Source organism: Pseudomonas sp. AC252 (assembly GCF_979258105.1).
In genome coordinates, this window is the sequence record NZ_OZ409837.1 from 1,078,425 (window position 1) to 1,102,045 (window position 23,621).

A 23,621-nucleotide genomic window follows, 5' to 3' on the forward strand; every position below is an offset into this window, starting at 1 on the left:
GTAGTCTGTAAAGCGTAGTCAGCTTTGTCCCAGCCTGTTCGCAGACAGCCGTTACTTGATGTAAAGCTGAGCCGAGAGCGTGTTGCGCGGAGCGTTGATCGAGGTGTTGCGGAAGCTGAAGGTGCCTTGCTGTTTGCCGGCCAGATCGAAGGTATACAGAGAACCGACGGTTTTGCTGCCTGGGGTACATTCGGTGAGGTTGCCACTATCGAAGGCACACACCGGGCCTCGTGTGCCGTTGACCTCGAAGCCATCCAGCGTCACGTGTGGCTGGTTCTGGCCATAGCCGACTTCCAGCACGTAGACCTTGATATTCGGCCCGCTGTGATCGCACTGGGTTTGCGGTTGGTTATCGGCAATATCTTCCAGGCCGCAGGACGGTGATTGAACCTTGATCACCTTCACTTCGGTGAGCGGAGGCGCCGAGGCCGCGAACGCCGGAGCTGTCAGCAGCGCTGCAATCCATCCGAAAATCCTGATCCAACCGTTGCGCATGCCTGCCCACTCCAAAAATCAGCGCGCAGTATGGCGCAGTTGTCGGCTGCGCAAAACTTCGCCGACGATCGACACCAACATCCGCCAAATTCCTCACGCGGCTGGTATGATGCGCGGCTTTTTCCGGCCCACGACAATTTTCCAGGCGCTTGCGACGGTCTGTGCTTTGCTGTTGAGGTCGATACATTCACGGCGCCACGCGCGCCACGGGGAGCAGACATGCTGGAAAGGCTGTTTCAACTCAAGGCACACAACACCAACGTGCGCACCGAAATTCTTGCGGGCGTCACGACTTTCCTGGCCATGGCTTACATTCTGTTCGTCAACCCGAGCATCCTCGGCGAGACCGGCATGGACAAGGGCGCGATCTTCGTCGCCACCTGTCTGGCGGCTGCCATCGGCTCGACCGTGATGGGCCTGATCGCCAACTACCCGATCGCCCTCGCTCCGGGCATGGGCCTGAACGCCTTCTTTACCTACACCGTGGTTCTGCACATGGGCCACACCTGGCAAGTGGCGCTGGGTGCGGTGTTCATTTCCGCCGTGCTGTTTTTCCTGCTGTCGATCTTCCGCATCCGTGAATGGATCATCAACGCCATCCCGCTGCCACTGCGCTCGGCAATCGCCGCCGGTATCGGCCTGTTCCTGGCATTGATTGCCTTGCACAACGCGGAAATCGTGGTTGGCAATTCGGCGACCATGGTCGGCCTCGGTGATCTGACCAAACCGGCACCGATCCTTGCGACAATCGGCTTCGCGGTGATCGTCGCCCTCGAAGCGCTGAAAGTGCGCGGCGCGGTGCTGATCGGCATTCTCGCTGTGACCATCGCCTCGATTGCGCTGAATGTCACCAAGTTCGGCGGCATCCTGTCGATGCCGCCGTCGCTGGCGCCGACTTTCCTGCAACTGGACATCAAAGGTGCACTGGACATCGGTCTGGTCAGCGTGATCTTCGCTTTCCTGTTCGTCGACCTGTTCGACAACTCCGGGACCCTCATCGGCGTCGCCAAGCGCGCCGGCCTGATGGGCAAGGACGGCCAAATGCCGAAAATGGGTCGCGCGCTGATCGCCGACAGTACGGCGGCCATGGCCGGCTCGCTGCTGGGCACGTCGACCACCACCAGCTACATCGAATCCGCTGCCGGCGTCAGTGCCGGTGGTCGCACGGGCCTGACCGCCATCGTCGTGGCAATCCTGTTCCTGCTGGCGCTGTTCTTCTCGCCCCTGGCGGCCAGCGTTCCGGCGTTCGCCACTGCGCCAGCGCTGCTGTTCGTCGCCGTGCTGATGACATCCGGCCTGGCGGAAATAGACTGGGACGACATCACCGTGGCTGCGCCGGTTGTGGTCACCGCACTGGCCATGCCGTTCACCTATTCGATCGCCAACGGCATCGCCTTCGGCTTCATCGCCTGGACCGCCATCAAGCTGCTGTCCGGCCGTGCCCGTGAGCTGAACCCGGCACTGGTGATTCTGTCGATTCTGTTTGTGATCAAGTTGGGTTGGTTCAACGCATGAGTTTCGATTCCCAAGCCTACGCCGAACAACTCGAAGCCAAGGTCACGCGCTTGCGTGATCTGCTGGCGCCGTTCGATGCACCCGCGCCGACGGTGTTTGATTCGCCGTTGCAGAACTTCCGCCTGCGCGCCGAATTCCGCCTGTGGCGCGAGGGCGGCGAACGGCATTACGCGATGTTCTCTCAGGACGACAAGCGCACGCCGATCCTCATCGAGCAATTCCCGATTGCCAGCCTGCGCATCAACCAGTTGATGCCGCAGTTGAAGGCTGCGTGGCAGGCCAGTTCGGCGCTGAGCCACAAGCTGTTCCAGGTCGAATTCCTGACCACGCTGGCCGGCGACGCGATGATCACCCTGTGCTATCACCGGCCGCTGGACGAGCACTGGCACGCGGCAGCCACTCAGTTGTCGGCCGATCTCGGCGTGAGCATCATCGGCCGCTCCAAGGGCAAGCGCGAAGTGCTCGGTCAGGACTATGTCGTCGAAAAACTCGAAGTCGGCGGCCGCACCTTCAGCTATCGCCAGCCCGAAGGCGCGTTCACCCAGCCCAACGGCACGGTGAACCAGAAGATGCTCAACTGGGCATACGAAGCCTTGGGCGATCGCAGCGACGATCTGCTCGAGTTGTACTGCGGCAACGGCAACTTCACCCTGCCGCTGGCGACTCGCGTGCGCAAAGTGCTCGCCACCGAAATCAGCAAGACGTCGGTCAACGCTGCCTTGAGCAATCTCAGCGAAAACGCGGTGGATAACGTCACGCTGGTGCGCTTGTCCGCCGAGGAGCTGACCGAAGCGCTCAACGAAGTGCGCCCGTTCCGTCGCCTGCACGGCATCGATCTGAAGAGCTACGAATTCGGCTGCGTCTTCGTCGATCCGCCGCGCGCCGGCATGGACCCGGACACCTGCGAACTGACCCGGCGCTTCGACAACATCCTCTACATCTCCTGCAACCCGGACACCCTGGCGGCCAACATCGCCCAGTTGCATGACACCCACCGCATTACCAAGTGCGCATTGTTCGACCAGTTCCCGTGGACTCATCACATGGAATCCGGTGTGCTGCTGACCCGGCGTTGATTGCCTTTAGCTGATACGGAAAAGCCGTCGTGATTGACGGCTTTTTTGTGGGTGCTATGGCGCGATATCAGTTTTGCGTGGACGCCCGCCTTTTTTGCCATTGGCTCGCGCTGCCGCAGATTTCGCAGCGCTGCTTTGACGCCCGTTGCGCGAGGCGACGACCGACGCGGCCATCCGCATAAGCGGCGGGCTCGCTGAAATCATTCCGGCAATGGAAATAGCCAGGTCCTTGCCCTCATGGCACAGGGCAGTGCCGGCGAAGCCGATCGTCAGGCTTGCATAATCGGCCGCTTCAAACCCCTCAAATTCTGGATACAGCTTCACCGGAAGCAGCACACCGCTGCCGTCCTCGAAACGAATGACCAGAGAGGATTCTTCGAAGCTCACTGACACGGCCTGCAAACTGTTGGCCTGTCGTGCTTCGCCAAGTGTGATGGCGGCATCGAGCATTTCTTCCGTCAGGGGGCGATGCACCGACGGTTTTGCCTTGATGACTTTCATAATTCGATCTCAACTCCTTCCAACTTGCCGATCAAGGACAGCAGCACCTTGTCTTCATCCGGGTCATAGCGCGCCGATCCGATCCTGTAGGTCTCGTCGGTGACTGGTTTCATTACGGGCACTTCGTTTGCCTGGCAGTCCCATATCTGATTATCGAGACAAGCGGTCTTCACGGCCGACCACCAGATCCCTCGTGCTCTACGCAAGTGCGCCGGTTGTCCAAGTGACAGACACAAGCCGTTAAGCACAGTGAGCGGTGGTCGTCGGGACAACGGCACGACATCCCACAGATCAACTTCGTTGTGCCAGAAGCTGAACCGGAAGCGGGCATTCCAGGCACCCGCATCTACATGGGCGTGCGGTGGGCAGTGTTCGTCTCTCAACATGATGCGAATCGACATTCCTTTGTAGCTGCATATCTTCATGCTAACCCATCCGTTAGGTTAATTGATTTCCAGATCTCGAATTTCCTTTCGAGTCCGACGACCGGTTAACACAAAGCGATGTGCCGGAGGTCACTGAAGACTAGTGGGCGTGGGGTTGGGGCTCGAGAAATGAGTCGAGAAAAACGTAAGAAAAGCTGTCGTTACGTTTTGAAATTACGCTTGGCATGATCCCTCCTGTGCGATCACCGAACGAAAATTACTGCGCTTAAAGTTGTCCAATTGACCGATGTAACCATCTAGTACATTTTACCTCCACAGGCTGAACCCTCTCGGCCGATGCCAAAAACAATAAGTGGAGTTACCCCATGTCCCCTATCGTTCTGGTGCTTAACGGCCCGAACCTGAACCTGCTCGGCACCCGCGAGCCAGCGACTTATGGTCATGAAACCCTGGCGGATATTTCCGCGCTGTGTGGTCGCGCGGCTGACGAGTTCGGCCTGAACGTGGAATTTCGCCAGACCAATCATGAAGGCGAGCTGCTCGACTGGATTCACGCCGCGCGCGATCGTTGTGCCGGGATCGTGATCAATCCGGCGGCGTGGACGCATACGTCGGTGGCGATTCGCGATGCTTTGGTGGCCAGTGAACTGCCGGTGATCGAGGTGCACCTGTCCAACGTCCACGCCCGTGAGCCGTTCCGTCATCATTCATTTGTTTCCGGCATTGCCACGGCGGTGATGTGCGGGTTCGGCAGCCATGGCTATCGCCTGGCGCTGGAGCATTTCAGCCAGCGGTTGCAGAGGTAAGAACCATGTCGCGTTCCAAGGTGATACTCGCCGGGCTGATCGGCGCCGGGATTCAAGCTTCACGCACGCCGGCACTGCATGAGCACGAAGGTGATGCGCAGGGCCTGCGTTATCTGTACCAGCTCATCGACCTCGATCAATTGCGCCTCGACAGCACGGCTCTGCCCGACTTGCTGCAAGCGGCGGAGCGGATGAATTACACCGGGCTGAACATCACCTTCCCGTGCAAACAGGCCGTCATCCCGCTGCTCGACGAATTGTCGCCGGAAGCCCGGGGCATCGGCGCAGTGAACACCGTGGTGCTGAAGGACGGCAAGCGCGTCGGCCACAACACCGATTGTCTCGGTTTCGCCGAGGGTTTTCGTCGGGGTCTGACAGACGCTGCCCGTGAACGTGTCGTCCAGATGGGCGCCGGTGGCGCTGGCGCGGCGGTGGCCCACGCGCTGCTCAGCGAAGGCGTACCGCAATTGACGATTTTTGATGTCGACCGCGAGCGTGCCGAGAGCCTGGCAAACAATCTGAATCAACATTTTGGCGCCAGTCGCGCGCAGGCCGGAGGGGATTTGCCCGGGGCACTGGCGCAGGCCGAGGGTCTGGTCAACACCACGCCGATGGGCATGGCCAAGCTGCCGGGTTCACCGGTGCCGGCCGGGTTGCTGCGCAGGGAAATGTGGGTCGCGGAGATTGTGTATTTCCCGCTGGAAACCGAACTGCTGCGCGATGCCCGTGCCTTGGGTTGCCGCACGCTGGATGGCGGCAACATGGCGGTGTTTCAGGCGGTAAAGGCGTTTGAACTGTTCAGCGGCGTGGTGCCGGATGCGCAGCGCATGCTTGCGCATTTTCAGAGCATGAATGCCTGAACAATAGGGTAACTATTGTGGGAGCGAGCCTGCTCGCGAAGGCGTTGGGTCAGTCAACGAACATGGCGACTGACACACCGCTTTCGCGAGCAGGCTCGCTCCCACAGGGGACATCGAGTCAGGCCTTCAGGTAGCGCAACACCGACTCGCAGATCATCTCGCGATGACGCTGTTTGATGGTTTCATCCGGCAGGTCGATCTGGAAGATTTCCCCCAGCGTGTGGCGGTTCGACACGCGATAGAAGCAGAACGAACTGATCAGCAGGTGCACGTCCAGCGCATCGATGCCACGCCGGAACACACCCTCGTCCGCCCCCCGTTGCAGAATCCCGCCCAAGGTATCGAGGATCGTGTTGTTCAGCGCCTTGATCGCATCGGAACGCTTTACGTATTCGGCGTTGTGGATGTTTTCGATGCTGACGATGCGTACGAAATCGACGTTGCGGTCGTGGTGATCGAAGGTGAATTCCACCAGTCGACGGATCGCCAGTTCGGGCGACAGTTCGTCCAGGTGCAGGCGGTTTTCCGTGCTGCGGATATCGCCGTAGAGTTTCTCCAGCACCTCGACGTACAACTGCTCCTTGCTGCCGAAGTAGTAATAGATCATGCGCTTGGAGGTGTGGATGCGCTCGGCGATCGCGTCGACGCGGGCGCCGGACAGGCCCTGCTGGACGAACTCGACGATCGCCTCCTGCAGGATGTTTTCGCGGGTCTTTTCCGGGTTGTTCTTGCGACTCTTGCGCGGCACTGCGTCGGACTCGACAGCAGCGGCGGAAAGTTCTGAATTCATGGTCATCGCGGGCTCACGGCCATCACTGCACAAGCTGGCGATTATGGGCCGCGCGGGACAGTGAAGGAAGCCGCGCAGCCCGTGTTTGATCCCGCGTTTACGAATTCCCTACAACTTAGCCTGACGCACCGCGCCACTGCGCGATTTAGCCATCGCCGCCAGCCTGACGGCAACGTTGGCCGCGCCATAACCGGCGTAACCGTTCTTGCGCTGGATGATCTCGAAGAAGAAACGTCCCTCGAACGGCTCGGTGTAAACATGAAACAACTCGCCGCCCTGGGCATCACGGTCGTAGAGGACGTTGTAATAGGCCAGCTCGCTGAGAAACTCATCGTCGAAATCGAAGCGCGCCGCGAGGTCGTCGTAATAGTTCAGCGGGATGTCGAGCAGTGGCACGCCGGCTTCTTTGGCGCGACTGACCTGGGCGAAGATGTCGTCACAATCGAAGGCAATGTGGTGCACACCGGAGCCGCGATAACTCGATAGCGCATGAGAAATGGCGGTATTGCGGTTCTCGGAAATGTTCAGGGGCAAACGGATCGAACTGTCGCGACTGCGCAGTGCGCGGCTCTTCACCAGGCCGTACGGATCGGGCAAGACCACCTCATCGTCGGCTTCGAAATCCAGCAGGCTTTTGTAAAACAGCACCCAACTGTCGAGGCTGTCCGCCGGCAACGCCATGGCCATGTGATCGATACGCTTGAGGCCGCCGCCGGTCTGCACGTCGGGCAACAGATTGAAATCGGTGCCGTAAACGTCGGCGTCTTCATCGACCAGATAAATCAGGCTGCCGTCCGGTGCGCGCACCGCCGCCAGTTCCAGTTCATTCGGCCCGACCAGCCCGCGATAGGGCTGCCCCTTGTAAGCGACGGCGCGGGCCAGCGCACTGGCGCTGTCCTTGACCCGCACGGCCGTGGCGCACAGCGACGGGCCGTGGGCTTCGAAAAAGCTGTGGGCGAACGAATACGGCTCGGAGTTGAGGATAAGGTTGATATCGCCCTGACGCAGCAGGCTGACACTCTTGGACCGATGCTGGCCAGCCTTGGCAAAACCGAGGCGTTGCAGCCAGTGACTGAGCTTCGCGCCCAGCGCTTCGTCGACGGCAAACTCGAGAAATTCCACACCGTTGTATTCGCTGGCCGGCGGCGTTTCGAAAAGAACTTCACGGTTGGCCACCGGCGTCGCTTCCTGCTCGAGACGCTGACGGGTCTTCTCTTCCAGATACAGCAGCGAGCGCAAACCGTCGGCGGCGTTGGCTCGCGGGGGCGCGGCGCGGAAGCCGTCGTTGAAGATTTCCAGCGACAGCGGCCCGGTATAGCCACTCTTGATGATCGGCGCGAGGAAACCCGGCAGATCGAATTCGCCCTGCCCCGGGAAACAGCGGAAATGCCGGCTCCACTCCAGCACATCCATGGCCAGGATCGGCGCGTCGGCCATTTGCACGAAGAAAATCTTGTCGCCGGGAATGTCGGCGATCGCGCTGGGATCGCCCTTCAGCGACAGGGTGTGAAAGCTGTCGAGCAGCACGCCGAGGTTGGGGTGATCAGCCTGACGGACGATGTCCCAGACCTGTTGATAAGTATTGACGTGGCGGCCCCACGCCAGCGCTTCGTAACCGATGCGCAAGCCACGGGCGCCGGCGCGTTCGGCCAGCAGGCGCAAATCATCGACGAGGATTTGTTGATCGCCGACACTGTCCGGCGAGGCGTTGCTGCAGACCAGCACCAGGTCGGTGCCAAGTTCCTGCATCAGATCGAATTTGCGCTCGGCGCGCTCGAGATTGCGCGCCAGGCGATCGCGGCGGCAGCCTTCGAAGTCACGGAACGGCTGAAACAGGGTGATGGCGATCCCCAAATCGGCGCACATCTGTTTAATTTCCCGCGGACTGCCGTCGTAGTACAGGAGGTCGTTTTCGAAAATCTCCACGCCGTCGAACCCGGCGGCGGCAATGGCTTCGAGTTTTTCCGGCAGGGTGCCGCTCAAGGAAACGGTGGCAATGGAACGCTGCATGTTTCAACTCCCGTTTGGAGACGGCGGCTGCGTGAGCCGCGCCGCTTTTATAGGATGAGCAAATTATTGGCTGCATCCCTGCGCGCAGCAATTTAAAGTGTACTACCCGGTTAGTTTTGCGTGCGATTATCGAACACTAAGGCGATTTGGCGAATTGACGATTTTTTGTTCACTGCCCAACATCGGTTGCACATCGAGTCCGGCCACTAACCACCGGGCAAGGTGTTCGACAGAAAAGAACACCAAATAACAAATCCAAAAACGGGTGGAACACATGATTCCTTCACAGACTTCCCGCATGGCTCCGGCCATGAGCACTGCCACGGGTGGCATTGGCGACAAGATCCGCGGCGCCATGGCGGTCGGCAAGACCCGCTGGGGCATGCTGGCGCTGGTGTTTTTTGCCACCACCCTCAACTACATCGACCGCGCCGCCCTCGGCGTCATGCAGCCAATCCTCGCCAAGGAAATGAGCTGGACGGCGATGGACTACGCCAACATCAACTTCTGGTTTCAGGTCGGCTACGCGATCGGGTTTGTCCTGCAGGGACGTTTGATCGACCGGGTCGGCGTCAAGCGCGTGTTCTTCTGCGCCGTGCTGCTCTGGAGCCTGGCGACCGGCGCCCATGGCCTGGCGACCTCGGCGGTCGGCTTCATGGTCTGCCGCTTTATCCTCGGCCTGACGGAAGCGGCCAACTATCCGGCCTGCGTGAAAACCACGCGCCTGTGGTTCCCGGCCGGTGAACGTGCAGTGGCTACCGGCATTTTCAACGCTGGCACCAACGTCGGCGCGATGTTCACGCCGATGCTGCTGCCACTGGTCCTGCATGTGTGGGGCTGGCAAGCGGCGTTCCTGTGCATGGCGGCACTCGGCGGCATCTGGCTGCTGTTCTGGGGCTTGAAGTATTTCAATCCGGAAGATCACCCGACGGTGAAACAGTCGGAGCTCGATTACATCCAGCAGCAAGTCGAACCGGAACAGGCCCGCGTGCCGTTCAGCAAGATCCTGCGCATGCGCGGCACCTGGGCCTTCGCCCTCGCCTACTCGCTGACCGCGCCGGTGTTCTGGTTCTATCTGTACTGGCTGCCGCCGTTTCTCAATCAGCAATACAACCTCGGCATCAACGTGACGCAGATGGGTATTCCGCTGATCATCATTTACGTGACGGCTGACTTCGGCAGTGTCGGCGGCGGGATTCTGTCCTCGTTCCTGATCGGTCGCGGCATGAACTCGATCAAGGCGCGACTGCTGTCGATGCTGCTGTTTGCCTGCTGCATCATCGGCGTGGTCATGGCCGCCGGCTCGGCGAACCTGTGGGTGGCGGTGGCGGCGATCTCGCTGGCGATCGGCGCGCATCAGGCCTGGACCGCGAACATCTGGAGCCTGGTGATGGACTACACGCCCAAGCACATGATGAGCACGGTGTTCGGCTTCGGCGGCATGTGCGCGGCGATCGGCGGGATGTTCATGACCCAGATCGTTGGCCACATCCTCACCGTCACCAACAACAACTACACGGTGCTGTTCACGCTGATCCCGGCGATGTACTTCCTCGCACTGACGTGGATGTACTTCATGGCACCGCGCAAGATTCCGACTGTCAGCGAATAATCCCGCTACACACGTCAACCCTGTGGGAGCGAGCTCGCTCGCGAAGGCGTCAAGTCAGCCAACTAACAGGCTGACGGGCACACCGCTTTCGCGAGCAAGCTCGCTCCCACAGGTTCTCCCAAAGGCCCAAGGCGTTTGCTGATCAGCGCCGGCTCTGCTGCCAAGCCGCCGCCAATCCGCTGCAACAGATCACCGCGATGCCGATCACCGTCAACCCGCTCGGGGTGTGATTGAACAGCAGCCAGCCCAACAACCCGGCAAAGACGATCTGGCAATAGCCGAACGGCGCCAGTAACGCTGGGGCGGCGTGGCGGAAGGCCTGGGTCAGGAACAGATGCGCCGTCATCCCGCAACTGCCCAGCGCCAGCATCAGCGCGGCGTGAGTCAACGTCGGCACTTGCCAGAAGAACGGCACCAGCGCGCTCATCACCAGGGTATTGCACAGGCCGGCAAAGAAGTTGCTGGTGGTCGGGCTGTCCACTTCGGCAAGCTTGCGCGTCAGCAGTTGGTAGAAGCAGAAAAACAGCGCCGAGCAGAACGGCAGCAGGATCGCCGGGGTGAACAGTTCGCCGCCCGGGTGGACGATGATCAGCACGCCGATGAACCCGCAGATCACCGCGATCCATTGCCCGCGCGTCACCCGCTCCTTGAGCAGCGGCACCGACAATGCGGTGACCAACACTGGCGCGAGAAAGTTGACCGCCGTGGCTTCGGCCAGCGGGATGTACAGCAGCGCCGTGGTGAAAAACAGGCTGGTGCCGAGCAGGCACAGGGCACGGGCGAGCTGCCATAACGGTTTTTTCGTGCGCAGCACACGCAAGCCGGACTGCGGCAGAAAAATCCCCGCCATCAACAAGGTGTGCACCACATAGCGCGCCCACACCACCATCACGATCGGATAAAAACCGGAGAGGTATTTCGACAACGCGTCGTGGCTGGAAAACAGGAACGTCGCCACGACAATCAGCAGAATCCCCTTGAAGGGCTGGTTGACACCGGAGAGCGGGGTGCTGACGGTCATTGGCAATCTCTGAAAAAAATATCCGGGCGAGCGTTCGCGCTGGCGGCAATCGTTGTGGCAATCATAGTCGGCTGAGCTTTCAGCAACCGCACAGGCTGCACTCTTCTTCGCCGGGAAACCGCCGCCAGGCAAAACCTTGAGGCAAGATTCCCGCCACTTCGGCGTCCGGCCAGTGTGCAACATCACAGACTGCCGTCGAAACAGCGGGTTCATCAATTCAACCGAAGAAATTCCTCTCGGGATTGAATTCACGGCCCGCTCGACCGTCAATACCAGGCCCGCACCATGTGGGCGCGTGCGCATGGACGGACGACCGGACTGGCGCCACACTCACACAGCGGCAACACTCATCACCAGCAGATTCATCACCGGCAATAAAAGAGGATTCCCACATGCTATGGAAAAAAGGCCGACGCAGTGACAACGTCGTCGACGCCCGGGGTGATGATGCCGGCGGTGGCGGCATGCGCTTCGGTGGCGGCAAGGGCCTGAGCCTGACCGCCATCGTGCTGATCGTCGGCATCGGCTGGCTCACCGGCCAGGACCCGATGCAGATCCTCGGCCAGTTGACCGGGCAGATGGACCAACCGGCGCCCACCTCGCAGACCCGTCAGGCGCCGCCGGCCAATGATGAACAGGCCGAATTTGTCCGTTCGATCCTCGGCGACACCGAAGACACTTGGGGTCCGATCTTCCAGCAGGCCGGGCGCCAATACAAAGACCCGACACTGGTGCTGTTTAGCAATCGGGTGAACTCCGCGTGCGGCATGGCCACTTCTGCCACCGGCCCGTTCTATTGCCCGGCTGACCAGAAGGTTTATCTGGACATGGCCTTCTTCCAGGAAATGTCGCAGCGTTTCAAAGCCGCCGGCGATTTCGCTCAGGCTTATGTGATTGCGCACGAAGTCGGCCACCATGTGCAGACCCTGCTTGGCGTCTCGGCGAAGATGCAGACGGCGCGCCAGCAAGGTCGGCAAATGGAAGGCGACGGCGGCTTGCTGGTCCGCCAGGAATTGCAGGCTGACTGCCTCGCTGGTGTCTGGGCTTACAACGCTCAAAAGCGCCTGAACTGGCTCGAACCCGGCGACATCGAAGAAGCCTTGAACGCTGCCAACGCCATCGGCGATGATCGCTTGCAGCAACAGGGTCAGGGCCGCGTGGTCCCGGACTCGTTTACCCACGGTACGTCAGCGCAAAGGGTGCGCTGGTTCAAAACCGGCTTCGCGCAAGGCCAGGTAAGCCAGTGCGACACCTTCGCGGCGAAAACCCTGTAAATGCATAAATGGCTTGTGGCGTTACTGTTCATCGCCGGCACTGCGCAAGCGGCCGGCGTCGATGCGATCAGCCCCGGTCGCCTGCAACTCAAGGCCGGGGAAATGGCAGTGGGCATCGGCCCGGCACCGGAGAAGATCGAGCGTGTGCTGATCGTCATTCACGGTCGCTTGCGCAACGCCGAGACTTATCGCAAAAGCGCAGAAAGCGCCGCCGAACTCGCCGGGCAGACCGCGCACACGCTGGTGATCGCTCCGCAGTTTCTCAATGAAAGCGACGTCACCCTATATTCCCTGCCACCAACGGTACTGCGCTGGCAGGGCAACGAGTGGATGGGCGGCGGCTTGTCCACCGGGCCGAATCCGCTGAGCTCCTACGCGGCGCTGGATGAAATCGTCGCGCGGGTCAGCGATCGCAAACAATTTCCGGACGTGAAGCAGATCGTGATCTTCGGCCACTCCGGCGGGGGCCAGGTGGTGCAGCGTTACGCCTTGCTGGCCAAGGATCAGCCGGCGCTCAAGGCCAACGGCATTCGCTTGCGCTATGTGGTGGCCAATCCTTCGTCCTATGCGTACTTCAACGAGCAGCGGCCAGTGGCGTTCGACCACGCGCAATGCCCGGGCTTCAATCGCTGGAAGTACGGGCTGGCGGACATGCCGGTGTATGCCGGTGGGCAAACGCCGTTGCAGGTTGAGAGCGCTTACGTCAAACGCGAGGTGATTTATCTGCTCGGGCAGCAGGACGTCGACCCGGAACATCCGGCGCTGGACAAGAGCTGCGCGGCTGAGGCGCAAGGGGCTTACCGGTTGATGCGCGGGAAAATGTATTTCGGCTATTTGCTGCGTCGGCATCCCGAGGGGGTCAATCAGCGGCTGATTGAAGTGCCCGGGGTTGGGCATGACGGGGATGGAATGCTGACTTCGGCGGAGGGGCAGAAGGCTTTGTTTGATCAGTGAGTTTTTTGCTGAATCCACTGGCCCCTTCGCGAGCAAGCTCGCTCCCACATAGCTCTATGACATGCACAAAATATGTGTGCACTGAAGATCCAATGTGGGAGCGAGCTTGCTCGCGAAGGGGCCGGCTCAGGCGACGAAGATGTCAGGCAAACAGCATCCGCCGCAACTCAACACAATCCTTCGCATGCCAATCCGCCAACTCCGGCCACGGGTTATCCGGCAGGTTCACCAACACCGTCCGCGCCCCCGCCGCTCGGCCGCAATCCAGATCAAAACGGTAATCACCCACCATCACCATGTCACTGGCCGGCACTTGCCAGGCCTCGGCCAGTTTCAGCAAACCGCCGGGATGCGGCTTTGGCGGCGCTTCGTCGCGGCCCAGCACATCCTCGACCGCGAAGCAGTCGGCCAGACCGATCGCCTCCAGCGTCACGTGCGCCAGTTCCCGCGCATTGCGCGTGAGAATGCCCAGGCGGTAACCGCGCGCATGCAGGTCACGCACCAGTTCCACCGCACCGGCGGCCGGGGTCGAGCCCAACGCCAGATCGCGTTCATGTTCCAGCAACCAGGCATGCTTGGCCGCTGCTTCATCCGCTGGCAATGCTGCGAGATGGGTGAGGATGTCGTCCTCCGGAGGTATCGCCAAGGCCACGCGAATCGCCGCAAAGTCATGCACGGCGACGGTCAGCGTGCCGTCCATGTCGAACACCCAATGACGAACCTCGGTCAGGCTCATGCCCAGTCCTTGCGATGGCGGATCAGGCCTTCCTGCGTCACCGAAGCGACCAGTTGCCCGGCACGGTTGAACACGCTGCCACGGGAAAAACCACGGGAGTTGCCGGCCCACGGGCTGTCCATCGCGTAGAGCAACCAGTCATCGGCGCGCAGATCATTGTGGAACCACAGCGCGTGATCGAGGCTGGCGACCTGCATGTCTTTCTGCCAGACCGACTTGCCGTGGGGCAGCATCGACGTGGTCAGCAGGCCGAAGTCCGAGGCGTACGCCAGCAGGTATTTGTGCAGTGCCGGAATGTCAGCCAGGGCGCCGTCGGCACGGAACCACACATATTTCACCGGATCGGCCGGTTGCGGGTTGTACGGGTCCTTTTCGGTGACCGGGCGTACTTCGATCGGTTTCGGGCACAGCAGTTTTTCCCGCATGTGCTCGGGAATCAGGTGCGCACGCTGCTGGGTCAGTTCCAGTTCGGACGGCAGATTTTCCGGGCCGACCACCACGGGCATCTGGCCCTGATGCTCGAAGCCTTGTTCGTCGTACTGGAACGAAGCGCTGCACGTGAAAATCGGGTGGCCCTTCTGGATTGCCGTCACGCGGCGGGTGCTGAAGCTGCCGCCATCACGCACGCGATCAACCGAATAGACCACCGGCAACTTGGCATCGCCCGGGCGCAGGAAATAACCGTGCAGCGAGTGCACATGGCGCGCCTCTTCCACCGTCTGACTGGCCGCCGACAGCGACTGGCCGAGCACCTGACCGCCGAACAACTGGCGGAACCCCAGATCCTGGCTGCGGCCGCGGAACAGGTTTTCTTCGATCGGCTCCAGGGTCAGCAGATCGACCAGATCTTCCAGCACTTGGCTCATTCAGACTCTCCTCACACAAAGCAATGGCCGCGCAGTCTTGACTGCGGCGGACGATTCAGGTTCTGGCACGGGCCAAATACGATGGCGGCCATTGTAAACGTCCGTGTCGGCTTATTCATGCAAGGTTTGCAGCCATTGTTCGCGGCTGATGCGATACAGAACATGGCGGCGCAACGGGTGATCGAGCGCAAGCCTGGGGTGATCGAAATCATCCTGCGGGTCGTGATGCATGCCGATCGCCTGCATGACCTTCTCTGACTGCGCATTCTGCCCGGCGGTAAACGAGACGATTTCCTCCAGTTTCAAACGATCGAAGCCTGCGCGCAGAGCTGTCCACGCCGCTTCACTGGCGTAACCCAGGCCCCAATGTTCCTTGGCCAGACGCCAGCCGATCTCCACCGCCGGGGTAAACGGCGCATCGAAGCCGACCACGCCCAACCCGGTGAAACCGATGAACTCGCCGGTGTCCTTGCGCTCCAGCGCCCACAGGCCAAAGCCGTGCTCGGCAAAATGCCCTCGCACACGGCCGATCAATGCGGCACTTTCGAGCCGGGTCAACGGCGCCGGAAAGTAGCGCATCACCTGCGGATCGGCGCACATCGCGGCGAATCCCGGCAAATCCTCGTCCTGCCACTGACGCATCAACAACCGCGCGCTTTGCAGCTCCAGTATCGGCTCCATCGTCCCCTCCATTTCCATGCCGTTGAGTCTACATCGCTGGTAGGATCGTTCATTCTTTCCCTGGTTCTGCGCGAAACAAGCCATGCCCTTGCCGTTGATCTATCACGACGACTACAGCCCCGAGTTTCCCGCGGATCACCGCTTTCCCATGGACAAGTTTCGTCTGCTGCGCGATCACCTGGTCGACAGCGGCCTGACCCGCGACGCCGACCTGCTGCGCCCGCAGATCTGTCCCAACGACATCCTCGCCCTCGCCCATGACCGCAGCTATATCGAACGCTACATGAGCGGCGAGTTGTCTCGCGAAGACCAACGGCGCCTCGGCCTGCCGTGGAACGAAGCGCTGGCGCGACGCACGGTGCGCGCGGTTGGCGGCTCGATCCTGGCGGCAGAGAAAGCCCTGGAACATGGCCTGGCCTGTCATCTGGCCGGCGGCACCCATCACGCTCACTACGATTACCCCGCCGGCTTCTGCATCTTCAATGACCTGGCAATCATCAGCCAGCACCTGTTGCAGAGCGGCCGGGTCAATCGCGTGCTGATTTTCGATTGCGACGTGCATCAGGGCGACGGCACCGCACGGATTCTGCATGACACGCCGGAGGCGATTACCGTTTCCCTGCACTGCGAGAAGAATTTTCCCGCGCGCAAAGCCGAAAGTGACTGGGACATTCCGCTGCCCAAAGGCATGGGCGATGCCGACTATCTGCAGGTGGTGGATGACACGCTCAACTACCTGTTGCCGTTGTATCAACCGGATCTGGTGCTCTACGACGCCGGCGTTGATGTGCACAAGGACGATGCCCTCGGTTATCTGCAACTGACCGACGAGGGCGTAGCCGAGCGCGATGAACGGGTGATGCGCCATTGCCTGGGCCGCGACATCCCGGTGGTCGGGGTGATCGGCGGCGGCTACAGCAAGGACCGCCACGCCCTCGCCCGCCGCCACGGCATCCTCCATCACAGCGCGCAACGAGTATGGGATTCACACGGTTGTCACTGAAACGTGCTGCGTTACCCACAATCGCTGTGGAACTGCCTGTGGATAACCTGAGCGAAAGGGACTGCAGGCCATGCTAGGCGTGGCGTACAGCGCAGTGTTTATTTTTTAACCAGCGCCGAAATACACCGCCGTCCCTGTGGGAGCGAGCCTGCTCGCGAAAGCTTTAGCACCCACAACATCTAATTGACTGACAGACCGCGTTCGCGAGCAGGCTCGCTCCCACATGGGGTCTCCCACAGGGTTCAGCGCTGTTAGAATGCGCGCCTTGTCCCGCCATACCGCAGCGCACGCCCATGACCCAGAATTCCGCTCCCGCCAACACCCACGTCGCCATTATCGGCGGTGGCCCCGCCGGCCTGATGGCCGCCGAAGTGCTGAGCCAGGCCGGAATCCGCGTCGACGTGTATGACGGCATGCCCTCGGTCGGGCGCAAATTCCTCCTGGCCGGTGTCGGCGGCATGAACATCACCCACTCCGAAGCCTACCCGGCGTTCCTCTCCCGCTACGCTGAGCGCGCATCGCACATCGCCCCGCTGCTGCGCGCGTTCGATGCCGATGCGCTGCGCCAGTGGATTCACGGTCTAGGCATCGAAACCTTCATCGGCAGTTCCGGCCGCGTATTCCCCACCGACATGAAAGCCGCCCCACTATTGCGCGCCTGGCTCAAGCGCCTGCGCGACAGCGGCGTGGTTATCCACACCCGCCATCGCTGGCTCGGCTGGGACGCAAATGGGGCATTGCGCATCGCCAGCCCAGAAGGCGAAATCAGCGTAAACCCCGACGCCACCCTGCTGGCACTCGGCGGCGGCAGTTGGTCGCGCCTGGGCTCGGATGGCGCGTGGATGTTGCCGCTGGAGCAGCGCGGCGTGGATCTGGCGCCGCTGCAGCCGAGCAACTGCGGCTTCGAGGTGCAGGCCTGGAGCGAGCTGATGGTGAGCAAATTCGCCGGCGCGCCGGTGAAAAACATTGCCATCGGCCTGAACGACGATATCCCGCGTCTGGGCGAATGCGTGATCACCGCGACCGGCATTGAAGGCAGCCTGATCTATGCGCTATCGGCGCCGATACGCGAGGCGATCAATCGCTACGGCGCAGCGGTTATCCACATCGACCTGCTACCCGGCCGGCCTGTGGATAAATTGCAGGCGGCGCTGAGCAAACCGCGCGGCTCTCGCTCAATGGCCAAGCATCTGCACAGTCAGGTCGGGATTGACGGGGTGAAAGCAGCGTTGTTGCGTGAGCTGACCGATGCCGAAACGTTTGCTGATCCGGCTCGCTTGGCGCGAGCGATCAAGGCATTGCCGCTGACCTTGGTGAAAACCCGTCCGCTGGATGAGGCAATCAGCAGTGCCGGTGGCGTGAGATTCGAAGCGATGGATGAGCACTTGATGCTCAAGGCGTTGCCGGGGGCGTTTTGCGCCGGCGAGATGCTCGACTGGGAAGCGCCGACGGGCGGCTACTTGCTGACCGGGTGTTTCGCCAGCGGGCGCGCGGCAGGGCTGGGAATCGTGCAGTGGCTGAAAAGCAGCCGCCAGTTCTGAGCCGCAAGCTGCAAGCCAAAGCAAAGCGCTTCTAACTTGCAGCTTGCAGCTGGACGCTCGAAGCTGCTTTCAGGGCTTGCGCTTACGCGGTCCAGTATTGAACACCGGCACTTTGCGCACCGGTTTGATCGATGGCTCCGGTGCTGAGGTCTCGCCGCTGTCGACCCACTTGCCCAGATTGCGTTTACCACCGCCACCGCCCGAGGCTTTCGGCTTCTTCGGTTTCTTCGGCTTCTTGATCACCTGACCGCTGGCATCGGTGTCCGGCACGCGATGCTCGGGTACGAAATCCGGTTCGTTCTGGCGCTTCAAGGTCTGCCGCGTGAGCATTTCGATTGCCGAGAGCATGTTCACTTCATCGGCACAAACCAGCGAAATCGCCTCACCGGTGGCACCCGCGCGGCCAGTCCGGCCGATGCGGTGAATGTAATCCTCGGCGACGATCGGCAGGTCGAAGTTGACCACCAGCGGCAGGTCTTCGATGTCCAGACCACGAGCGGCGACGTCGGTCGCCACCAGAATCTGCACTTCGCTGAGCTTGAACCGGTCCAGCGCGCGCTGGCGCGTGGCCTGCGGTTTGTCGCCATGGATGCCGTCAGCATTCACACCGAGGCCCTGAAGTTTTTCCACCAGCGCATCGACGCCGTTGCGGGTCTTGGCGAACACCAGCACCTGCTTCCACTTGTTCTTGCGCATCAGGTGCACGAACAGTTCGGCCTTGCGCTTTTTGTCCACGGTGACGATCCACTGCTTGACCGTGTTGGCAGCGACGTTGCGCGGGCTGACTTCGACGCTCAGAGGATCGTTGAGCATCTGCCCGGCAAGCAGGCGGATGTCATCGGAGAAAGTCGCGGAGAACAGCAGGGTCTGGCGCTTTTTCGGCAGCATGCGGTAAATGTTCGCCAGTTCTTCCGAGAAGCCCAGGTCGAGCATACGGTCGGCTTCATCCAGCACCAGCGTTTGCAGCTGATTGAGTTTCAGCGCGTTCTGGCGGAACAGGTCGATCAAGCGACCGGGTGTGGCGACCAGCACATCGACGCCGCCGCGCAGCTTCATCATCTGCGGGTTGATGCTGACTCCGCCGTACACCGCATAAGTGCGCAATGGCAGGTTTTCTGCGTACTGGCGCACGGCTTCGTGGACCTGCTCGGCCAGCTCGCGGGTCGGCACCAGAATCAGCGCACGCGCCGAATTGGCGGTGACTTTCGGCCCTTCCATAGCCAGCAGCTGCAACAGCGGCAAGGCGAAACCGGCAGTTTTACCGGTGCCGGTCTGGGCCGCTGCCATCAGGTCGCGACCGGCCAGCACCGCCGGAATGGCTTGCGCCTGCACCGGCGTCGGGGTCTGGTAGCCGAGCGTCTCGAGGGAGCGCAGCAAGGGTTCGATCAGGCCAAGGGAGGCGAAAGTCATGGGAGTACCGTAGGAAAAAATGACGCGGGGATGCAATGCCGCGCAGTTTACCCTAATTCGTACGCGCTTCCGTCGGAACGGCTTTCGCCTCTTCGACCGGAAGCTGCGGCGGTCGACGCCACTGCGGCAGGCTGATCAGCAGCACGGCGCTGATGATCACCAGCATCGCCAGCGCTTCTTCGATGCCGATGGTCTCGCCGACAAACACCACGCCGAGCAACACCGCCACTGCCGGGTTGACGTAGGCATAACTGGTCGCTGCCGCCGGGCGCACGTGTTTGAGCAGATACATGTAGGAATTGAAGGCGATGATCGAGCCGAAGAAAATCAGATAGGCCAGCGCCAGCCAGCCTTCGAGCGGCGGCATGGCTTGCAGGTGCTCGCCACTCAGCGCACTGCCGGTCAACAAAACCACGCCGCCAACCAGCATTTCCACCGCACTGGCCATCGCTCCCGCCGGCAATGGCAGGTATTTGCTCCACACCGAGCCGAACGCCCAGCTCGCCGCCGCGAAGATCAGCAACATCGCACCGAGCGGGCTCGATTGCAGGTTGGAACCCATATTGAGCATGGCGATGCCGATGATCCCCAGCGCCACACCGGCCCATTCCAGCCGCGTATTGCGTGCGCCCCAGAAGTAACCGAACAACAAGGTGAACAGTGGCACCGTCGCCACCGCCAGCGCAGCGACACCTGACGCCACGCCGGTGTGCTCCGCCACGCTCACAGCGCCATTACCAAAACTGAGCAGCAGAATGCCGACCAGCCCCGCCGCTTTCCATTGCGCCCAGGTCGGCGCCGGAGCCCCACGCCAGCGCAGCCAGGCGTACATCAAGCTGCCGGCAATGACGAAGCGCACCCCGGCCAGCAACAGCGGCGGCCAGTATTCGACGCCGATGCGAATCACCAGATAGGTCGATCCCCAAATCACATACAACGCAAAAAACGCAGCGATCAACGGCAGCGAAAAACGGCGCAAGGCAGGCATGGGCAGCTCGACAGTCAGATTTCTATGGACGGGTTATTCTAGAAAGGCTGCCGCGCAAAAATAAGTTACAAAAGCTGTTTTTCGCGCCGCTACACTTTGGAAAACACGGAGATCGCCGGGTCAAGCCGCGATTTCGAAAGTCTGGCCATTTCAGGAGTTCGCCTTGGACAAATATGACCGCATGCTGCTCGGCGCACTTCTGGACAACGGCCGCGCGTCTTACGCTGATCTGGCGCGCAAGGTTAACCTCTCCGCCCCTGCCGTCGCCGAGCGCGTGGCCAAACTGGAAGCGGCCGGGGTGATCACCGGTTATCAAGCAAAAATCGATATGGCGAAAATCGGCCTGCCGATCCAGTGCGTGATCGAACTGCGCCTGAACCAGCACGGCAACCAGAAGGCCTACGATGAACTGATCAAAATCCCGCAGATCACCGAATGCCATCGGGTCACCGGCGACCCGTGCGTGATCATGCAAGCGGCGGTGGCCTCGATGCCGGAGCTGGAAGAGTTGATCGATCGGGTGGCGAAGTTCGGATTCAGCAAGACGTCGATTGTGCTTTCAAGCGCAGTCGAAAAGCGTGTGCCGTTGGGACACATCGAAGGCAACGGTAAATAATTCGGATCACCACCGATCCAGTGTAGGAGTGAGCCTGCTCGCGATGGCGGAGTGGCAGTTAACATCTCCATCGACTGATGCTCCGTCATCGCGAGCAGGCTCACTCCTACAAGGTTACTGTGTGGTGCCCGACATCAGCGATAACGCTGCAAATGCTCGCTCACTTTGGCGGCGGGGACTTTCTGCAATTTGCACAGCAGGTCGTGATTCAACTCGCGCACCCCATGCTTGCCCCGCAACTCTTGCGCCAGATGCGCCATCAGATTGGCCGCCATCTCGGCATCGGCCATGGCCCGGTGAGCCTGGCCGGTATGCGGTAGCTGCGCGAAAGTGGTGAGCGTGCCGAGCTTGTGATTCGGCGCAGCCGGCATCAGGCGCCGCGACAGCAGCAGCGAACAGGCGAAATTCTGCAAGCGTGTGCGTTTGATCCGGCCCAGTTCGAAATCCCAGAACTTCTGGTCGAACGAGGCGTTGTGCGCCAGCAACGGCGTGCAGCCGACGAATTCGTTGACCTCCTCCATCACCCGCTCGGCCGGCGGCGCGGTGCGCAGCATGGCGTTGCTGATTCCGGTCAGTTGTTCGATGAACGCCGGGACGCGCACGCCGGCGTTCATGAGGCTCTGGTAACGCTCGACGATGCGGCCGTTTTCCAGCATGACCACGGCGATTTCCGTGGCGCGGCAGCTGCTGTTCGGCGACAGGCCGGTGGTTTCAAAGTCGATGACTGCAATGCGTTCCAAACCGGGATGTACTCCGTTCAAATCTATTGTTCAGCTCAGCTCTTGAGCAACAGCGCGCCTTCGATCGGCACGTAGCGGCTGGCGGCGCGGATCAGCGAGTTGGCGGTCAGGCCGGGGACGCCGTAGGCCACTGCTTGCACGCCGTGCTTGTTGATGATGCGTTCGAGCAGCATGTCGAAATCGCCGTCACCGGAGGCCAGCACCACTTCGTCGACATGGTCGGCAGCGTCCATGATGTCGAGCGTAATGCCCACGTCCCAGTCGCCCTTGGCCGAGCCGTCGCTGCGCTGGATGTAGGGCTTGAGCTTCACCGTGAAACCAAGGTTGCGCAGGATCTGCTGAAACTGCTGCTGCTTGCTGTCGCCACGGTCGATTGCGTACGCGTAGGCCTCGACAATCTGCCCGTTCTTGCTGATGTCCGCCCACAGTGCGGCGTAGTTGAAGTGGCAACCATAGGCCTGACGCACGGTGTAGTAGAGGTTCTGCACATCGGCGAACACTGCGATTTTTTCACCGGAGTTCCTGTGAGCGCGCAAGCGCACGAAGCGGGGTCAGGCGATCAGGCCCGAAAAAGGCGCTCAGTATGCCAGCCAAGAGAAAGATTCAGCGAATAATCACCGGCTGACGCCGAGGTGTCCCTGACAAACGGTGTTGTGGCGAGGGGATTTATCCCCGCTGGGCTGCGCAGCAGCCCCGCTTTTCCCGATTAAAGCGAGGACTGCCGCGCAGCCCAACGGGGATGAATCCCCTCGCCACAGTGTTTATGTCAGCCTTCAGAGGCGATGTCAGTCTTCAAAGGCGATGTCAGACAAAGGAGTCGTCGTCATCAAAAAACGAGGAGTTGTCGCTGCTGTAATCGGCGTCGCTGAAACCGCCCTGGTCATTGCCAGAAAAACCGTTGTCCGCCACGCGCTGATCATCGCCCCAGCCATTGTTGCTTTGGTCGGCGACCTGTGCCGGTTCTTCCTTGATGATCTCGACGATTTCTTCAGGTGCTTGGTTGTGATGGAACAGGCTGCTGATGCCCTGCGCGAGCATCACACCACCGGCCACGCCTGCGGCGGTTTTCAGCGCGCCGCCGAGGAAGCTGGGGCCCGCCGCCGGGGCTGCCTGCTGCGCATAGTTGGGCGGCGCGGCGCCGAAGCTCTGTTGCGGTCCCGGAGCCTGGTAGCTCTGCTGTGGCGCCGGTTCACGCCAGCCGCCGGTGGACGATGGCGCTGCGCTTTGGCTCGGCGCCGGACGCGAATTGCCGCCGCCAAAAATGCTCGACAGGAAACCGCCGCCACCGCTGGATGCCGGTGCGCCGCCTTGGGCCTTGGCCGATTGCAGTTCGGCCTGCAGACGCTGGACTTGCTGGGTCAGCTGCTTGTTCTGCTCGTCGAGGCTTTTCAGCGCGGCCTCTTGCACCAGAATCGCCTGGGTCATGAAATAGCCTGCCGCCGGTTGGCGCGTCAGGTGTTCCTTGATCCGCGCCTCAGCCTGGGCGTCGCGCGGGGCTGCCTCCGTTTCGGCCTGTTGCAGCCGGGAAAACAGTCCATCGATCAGGGTTTGCTCTTCGCTGTTCATGGCGACCTCGTAGATTGCCGGTAATAACGTGCCCGTGCCCACTCTGAGCGCGGTGCTCTCCCGTAATGGAGACAGTGACAAAACGTTTCAATGGCCTTTACCGAATGTTTACGTTTGTGTCGCCCCGCGTTGCATCGGTTAAAGTGAGCCACTGTTTTCGACCTGCGATACCGA

24 protein-coding genes are annotated in these 23,621 nt (G+C 61.1%); 10 read left to right on the forward strand and 14 right to left on the reverse strand.

Annotation, left to right across the window (positions count from 1 at the left end):
* Nucleotides 1–51 precede the first annotated feature (51 nt).
* Nucleotides 52–495, reverse strand: a complete 444-nt coding sequence (locus ACZZZ4_RS05030) for a DUF4879 domain-containing protein (RefSeq protein ID WP_463547357.1) — start codon at nucleotides 493–495, stop codon at nucleotides 52–54.
* Between the two features lie 219 nt (nucleotides 496–714).
* On the opposite strand from ACZZZ4_RS05030, the gene ACZZZ4_RS05035 reads away from it, so the two are divergent.
* Together ACZZZ4_RS05035 and trmA are read left to right on the forward strand one after the other, a co-directional pair.
* The gene (locus ACZZZ4_RS05035) at nucleotides 715–2,010 is read left to right on the forward strand and encodes an NCS2 family permease (protein WP_463547358.1); all 1,296 of its coding nucleotides are present in this window, start codon (nucleotides 715–717) and stop codon (nucleotides 2,008–2,010) included.
* The gene (trmA, locus tag ACZZZ4_RS05040; protein WP_463547359.1) at nucleotides 2,007–3,086 is read left to right on the forward strand and encodes a tRNA (uridine(54)-C5)-methyltransferase TrmA; all 1,080 of its coding nucleotides are present in this window, start codon (nucleotides 2,007–2,009) and stop codon (nucleotides 3,084–3,086) included. The genes ACZZZ4_RS05035 and trmA overlap by 4 nt, the downstream gene beginning before the upstream one ends.
* A 54-nt stretch (nucleotides 3,087–3,140) precedes the next feature.
* Here trmA and ACZZZ4_RS05045 read toward each other — a convergent pair whose 3' ends face one another.
* Together ACZZZ4_RS05045 and ACZZZ4_RS05050 are read right to left on the reverse strand one after the other, a co-directional pair.
* Nucleotides 3,141–3,587 (reverse strand): DUF2442 domain-containing protein, encoded by a 447-nt coding sequence (locus ACZZZ4_RS05045; protein ID WP_463547360.1) that lies wholly within the window; start codon nucleotides 3,585–3,587, stop codon nucleotides 3,141–3,143.
* Nucleotides 3,584–4,012 carry a DUF4160 domain-containing protein gene (locus tag ACZZZ4_RS05050; RefSeq protein WP_136494060.1) on the reverse strand — a complete coding sequence of 143 codons (429 nt, stop codon included), beginning with the start codon at nucleotides 4,010–4,012 and terminating at the stop codon, nucleotides 3,584–3,586. The genes ACZZZ4_RS05045 and ACZZZ4_RS05050 overlap by 4 nt, the downstream gene beginning before the upstream one ends.
* Before the next feature lie 326 nt (nucleotides 4,013–4,338).
* Between ACZZZ4_RS05050 and aroQ the strand changes: the two genes are divergently transcribed.
* Entirely contained in the window at nucleotides 4,339–4,779 is a 441-nt protein-coding gene (gene aroQ, locus ACZZZ4_RS05055; RefSeq protein WP_463547361.1) for a type II 3-dehydroquinate dehydratase, read from the forward strand.
* Nucleotides 4,780–4,784: 5 nt separating this feature from the next.
* Complete coding sequence (locus ACZZZ4_RS05060) at nucleotides 4,785–5,639, forward strand: shikimate dehydrogenase (protein WP_463547362.1); 855 nt, start codon at nucleotides 4,785–4,787, stop codon at nucleotides 5,637–5,639.
* A 118-nt stretch (nucleotides 5,640–5,757) separates the two neighbouring features.
* Here ACZZZ4_RS05060 and ACZZZ4_RS05065 read toward each other — a convergent pair whose 3' ends face one another.
* Together ACZZZ4_RS05065 and quiC are read right to left on the reverse strand one after the other, a co-directional pair.
* Complete coding sequence (locus tag ACZZZ4_RS05065) at nucleotides 5,758–6,435, reverse strand: TetR/AcrR family transcriptional regulator (RefSeq protein ID WP_463547363.1); 678 nt, start codon at nucleotides 6,433–6,435, stop codon at nucleotides 5,758–5,760.
* Nucleotides 6,436–6,537: 102 nt separating this feature from the next.
* A complete protein-coding gene (quiC, locus tag ACZZZ4_RS05070; RefSeq protein WP_463547364.1) occupies nucleotides 6,538–8,439 on the reverse strand; it encodes a 3-dehydroshikimate dehydratase QuiC in 1,902 nt (633 codons plus the stop codon).
* A 274-nt stretch (nucleotides 8,440–8,713) separates the two neighbouring features.
* On the opposite strand from quiC, the gene ACZZZ4_RS05075 reads away from it, so the two are divergent.
* Complete coding sequence (locus tag ACZZZ4_RS05075; protein ID WP_129999776.1) at nucleotides 8,714–10,051, forward strand: MFS transporter; 1,338 nt, start codon at nucleotides 8,714–8,716, stop codon at nucleotides 10,049–10,051.
* Nucleotides 10,052–10,193: 142 nt separating this feature from the next.
* Here the strand turns inward: ACZZZ4_RS05075 and ACZZZ4_RS05080 are convergent, their stop codons facing one another.
* Nucleotides 10,194–11,072 carry a DMT family transporter gene (locus tag ACZZZ4_RS05080; RefSeq protein WP_101160797.1) on the reverse strand — a complete coding sequence of 293 codons (879 nt, stop codon included), beginning with the start codon at nucleotides 11,070–11,072 and terminating at the stop codon, nucleotides 10,194–10,196.
* A gap of 392 nt (nucleotides 11,073–11,464) precedes the next feature.
* On the opposite strand from ACZZZ4_RS05080, the gene ypfJ reads away from it, so the two are divergent.
* Complete coding sequence (gene ypfJ / locus ACZZZ4_RS05085) at nucleotides 11,465–12,346, forward strand: KPN_02809 family neutral zinc metallopeptidase (RefSeq protein ID WP_434766802.1); 882 nt, start codon at nucleotides 11,465–11,467, stop codon at nucleotides 12,344–12,346.
* On the forward strand, nucleotides 12,347–13,300 hold the full coding sequence (locus ACZZZ4_RS05090; RefSeq protein WP_463547365.1) for an alpha/beta fold hydrolase: 954 nt from the start codon (nucleotides 12,347–12,349) through the stop codon (nucleotides 13,298–13,300).
* Nucleotides 13,301–13,442: 142 nt separating this feature from the next.
* On the opposite strand, the gene ACZZZ4_RS05095 is transcribed toward ACZZZ4_RS05090, so the two are convergent.
* The 3 genes from ACZZZ4_RS05095 to ACZZZ4_RS05105 all read right to left on the reverse strand — a co-directional run bounded on the left by ACZZZ4_RS05095 (nucleotide 13,443) and on the right by ACZZZ4_RS05105 (nucleotide 15,583).
* A complete protein-coding gene (locus tag ACZZZ4_RS05095; protein ID WP_463547366.1) occupies nucleotides 13,443–14,036 on the reverse strand; it encodes an HAD family hydrolase in 594 nt (197 codons plus the stop codon).
* Nucleotides 14,033–14,902 carry an acyl-CoA thioesterase II gene (gene tesB / locus ACZZZ4_RS05100; protein WP_042610543.1) on the reverse strand — a complete coding sequence of 290 codons (870 nt, stop codon included), beginning with the start codon at nucleotides 14,900–14,902 and terminating at the stop codon, nucleotides 14,033–14,035. Before tesB ends, ACZZZ4_RS05095 begins: the two co-directional genes overlap by 4 nt.
* A gap of 111 nt (nucleotides 14,903–15,013) precedes the next feature.
* Nucleotides 15,014–15,583, reverse strand: coding sequence for a GNAT family N-acetyltransferase (locus tag ACZZZ4_RS05105; RefSeq protein ID WP_463547367.1), 570 nt, complete (start codon nucleotides 15,581–15,583; stop codon nucleotides 15,014–15,016).
* Between the two features lie 82 nt (nucleotides 15,584–15,665).
* On the opposite strand from ACZZZ4_RS05105, the gene ACZZZ4_RS05110 reads away from it, so the two are divergent.
* Together ACZZZ4_RS05110 and ACZZZ4_RS05115 are read left to right on the forward strand one after the other, a co-directional pair.
* On the forward strand, nucleotides 15,666–16,586 hold the full coding sequence (locus tag ACZZZ4_RS05110; RefSeq protein WP_463547368.1) for a histone deacetylase family protein: 921 nt from the start codon (nucleotides 15,666–15,668) through the stop codon (nucleotides 16,584–16,586).
* Between the two features lie 293 nt (nucleotides 16,587–16,879).
* Entirely contained in the window at nucleotides 16,880–18,127 is a 1,248-nt protein-coding gene (locus ACZZZ4_RS05115; protein WP_463547369.1) for a TIGR03862 family flavoprotein, read from the forward strand.
* A gap of 69 nt (nucleotides 18,128–18,196) precedes the next feature.
* Here the strand turns inward: ACZZZ4_RS05115 and ACZZZ4_RS05120 are convergent, their stop codons facing one another.
* Complete coding sequence (locus ACZZZ4_RS05120) at nucleotides 18,197–19,537, reverse strand: DEAD/DEAH box helicase (RefSeq protein ID WP_463547370.1); 1,341 nt, start codon at nucleotides 19,535–19,537, stop codon at nucleotides 18,197–18,199.
* Between the two features lie 52 nt (nucleotides 19,538–19,589).
* On the reverse strand, nucleotides 19,590–20,525 hold the full coding sequence (gene yedA, locus ACZZZ4_RS05125) for a drug/metabolite exporter YedA (protein WP_039761770.1): 936 nt from the start codon (nucleotides 20,523–20,525) through the stop codon (nucleotides 19,590–19,592).
* A gap of 163 nt (nucleotides 20,526–20,688) precedes the next feature.
* Here yedA and ACZZZ4_RS05130 point away from each other — a divergent pair, with 163 nt between their 5' ends.
* On the forward strand, nucleotides 20,689–21,141 hold the full coding sequence (locus ACZZZ4_RS05130; protein ID WP_129999771.1) for an Lrp/AsnC family transcriptional regulator: 453 nt from the start codon (nucleotides 20,689–20,691) through the stop codon (nucleotides 21,139–21,141).
* A 134-nt stretch (nucleotides 21,142–21,275) separates the two neighbouring features.
* Here the strand turns inward: ACZZZ4_RS05130 and ACZZZ4_RS05135 are convergent, their stop codons facing one another.
* From ACZZZ4_RS05135 to ACZZZ4_RS05145, 3 genes are all read right to left on the reverse strand, one after another.
* Entirely contained in the window at nucleotides 21,276–21,881 is a 606-nt protein-coding gene (locus ACZZZ4_RS05135; protein ID WP_463547371.1) for a 3'-5' exonuclease, read from the reverse strand.
* Between the two features lie 35 nt (nucleotides 21,882–21,916).
* On the reverse strand, nucleotides 21,917–22,417 hold the full coding sequence (locus tag ACZZZ4_RS05140) for a LabA-like NYN domain-containing protein (protein ID WP_463549255.1): 501 nt from the start codon (nucleotides 22,415–22,417) through the stop codon (nucleotides 21,917–21,919).
* Nucleotides 22,418–22,685: 268 nt separating this feature from the next.
* On the reverse strand, nucleotides 22,686–23,447 hold the full coding sequence (locus tag ACZZZ4_RS05145) for a DUF2076 domain-containing protein (protein WP_463537032.1): 762 nt from the start codon (nucleotides 23,445–23,447) through the stop codon (nucleotides 22,686–22,688).
* Between the last annotated feature and the right edge of the window lie 174 nt (nucleotides 23,448–23,621).

Bases quoted from the DNA above. Each gene is read 5' to 3' on its own strand.
- ACZZZ4_RS05030 (WP_463547357.1), bottom strand. From the start codon at position 495: ATGCGCAACGGTTGGATCAGGATTTTCGGATGGATTGCAGCGCTGCTG.
- ACZZZ4_RS05035 (WP_463547358.1), top strand. From the start codon at position 715: ATGCTGGAAAGGCTGTTTCAACTCAAGGCACACAACACCAACGTGCGC.
- trmA (WP_463547359.1), top strand. From the start codon at position 2,007: ATGAGTTTCGATTCCCAAGCCTACGCCGAACAACTCGAAGCCAAGGTC.
- ACZZZ4_RS05045 (WP_463547360.1), bottom strand. From the start codon at position 3,587: ATGAAAGTCATCAAGGCAAAACCGTCGGTGCATCGCCCCCTGACGGAA.
- ACZZZ4_RS05050 (WP_136494060.1), bottom strand. From the start codon at position 4,012: ATGAAGATATGCAGCTACAAAGGAATGTCGATTCGCATCATGTTGAGA.
- aroQ (WP_463547361.1), top strand. From the start codon at position 4,339: ATGTCCCCTATCGTTCTGGTGCTTAACGGCCCGAACCTGAACCTGCTC.
- ACZZZ4_RS05060 (WP_463547362.1), top strand. From the start codon at position 4,785: ATGTCGCGTTCCAAGGTGATACTCGCCGGGCTGATCGGCGCCGGGATT.
- ACZZZ4_RS05065 (WP_463547363.1), bottom strand. From the start codon at position 6,435: ATGACCATGAATTCAGAACTTTCCGCCGCTGCTGTCGAGTCCGACGCA.
- quiC (WP_463547364.1), bottom strand. From the start codon at position 8,439: ATGCAGCGTTCCATTGCCACCGTTTCCTTGAGCGGCACCCTGCCGGAA.
- ACZZZ4_RS05075 (WP_129999776.1), top strand. From the start codon at position 8,714: ATGATTCCTTCACAGACTTCCCGCATGGCTCCGGCCATGAGCACTGCC.
- ACZZZ4_RS05080 (WP_101160797.1), bottom strand. From the start codon at position 11,072: ATGACCGTCAGCACCCCGCTCTCCGGTGTCAACCAGCCCTTCAAGGGG.
- ypfJ (WP_434766802.1), top strand. From the start codon at position 11,465: ATGCTATGGAAAAAAGGCCGACGCAGTGACAACGTCGTCGACGCCCGG.
- ACZZZ4_RS05090 (WP_463547365.1), top strand. From the start codon at position 12,347: ATGCATAAATGGCTTGTGGCGTTACTGTTCATCGCCGGCACTGCGCAA.
- ACZZZ4_RS05095 (WP_463547366.1), bottom strand. From the start codon at position 14,036: ATGAGCCTGACCGAGGTTCGTCATTGGGTGTTCGACATGGACGGCACG.
- tesB (WP_042610543.1), bottom strand. From the start codon at position 14,902: ATGAGCCAAGTGCTGGAAGATCTGGTCGATCTGCTGACCCTGGAGCCG.
- ACZZZ4_RS05105 (WP_463547367.1), bottom strand. From the start codon at position 15,583: ATGGAGCCGATACTGGAGCTGCAAAGCGCGCGGTTGTTGATGCGTCAG.
- ACZZZ4_RS05110 (WP_463547368.1), top strand. From the start codon at position 15,666: ATGCCCTTGCCGTTGATCTATCACGACGACTACAGCCCCGAGTTTCCC.
- ACZZZ4_RS05115 (WP_463547369.1), top strand. From the start codon at position 16,880: ATGACCCAGAATTCCGCTCCCGCCAACACCCACGTCGCCATTATCGGC.
- ACZZZ4_RS05120 (WP_463547370.1), bottom strand. From the start codon at position 19,537: ATGACTTTCGCCTCCCTTGGCCTGATCGAACCCTTGCTGCGCTCCCTC.
- yedA (WP_039761770.1), bottom strand. From the start codon at position 20,525: ATGCCTGCCTTGCGCCGTTTTTCGCTGCCGTTGATCGCTGCGTTTTTT.
- ACZZZ4_RS05145 (WP_463537032.1), bottom strand. From the start codon at position 23,447: ATGAACAGCGAAGAGCAAACCCTGATCGATGGACTGTTTTCCCGGCTG.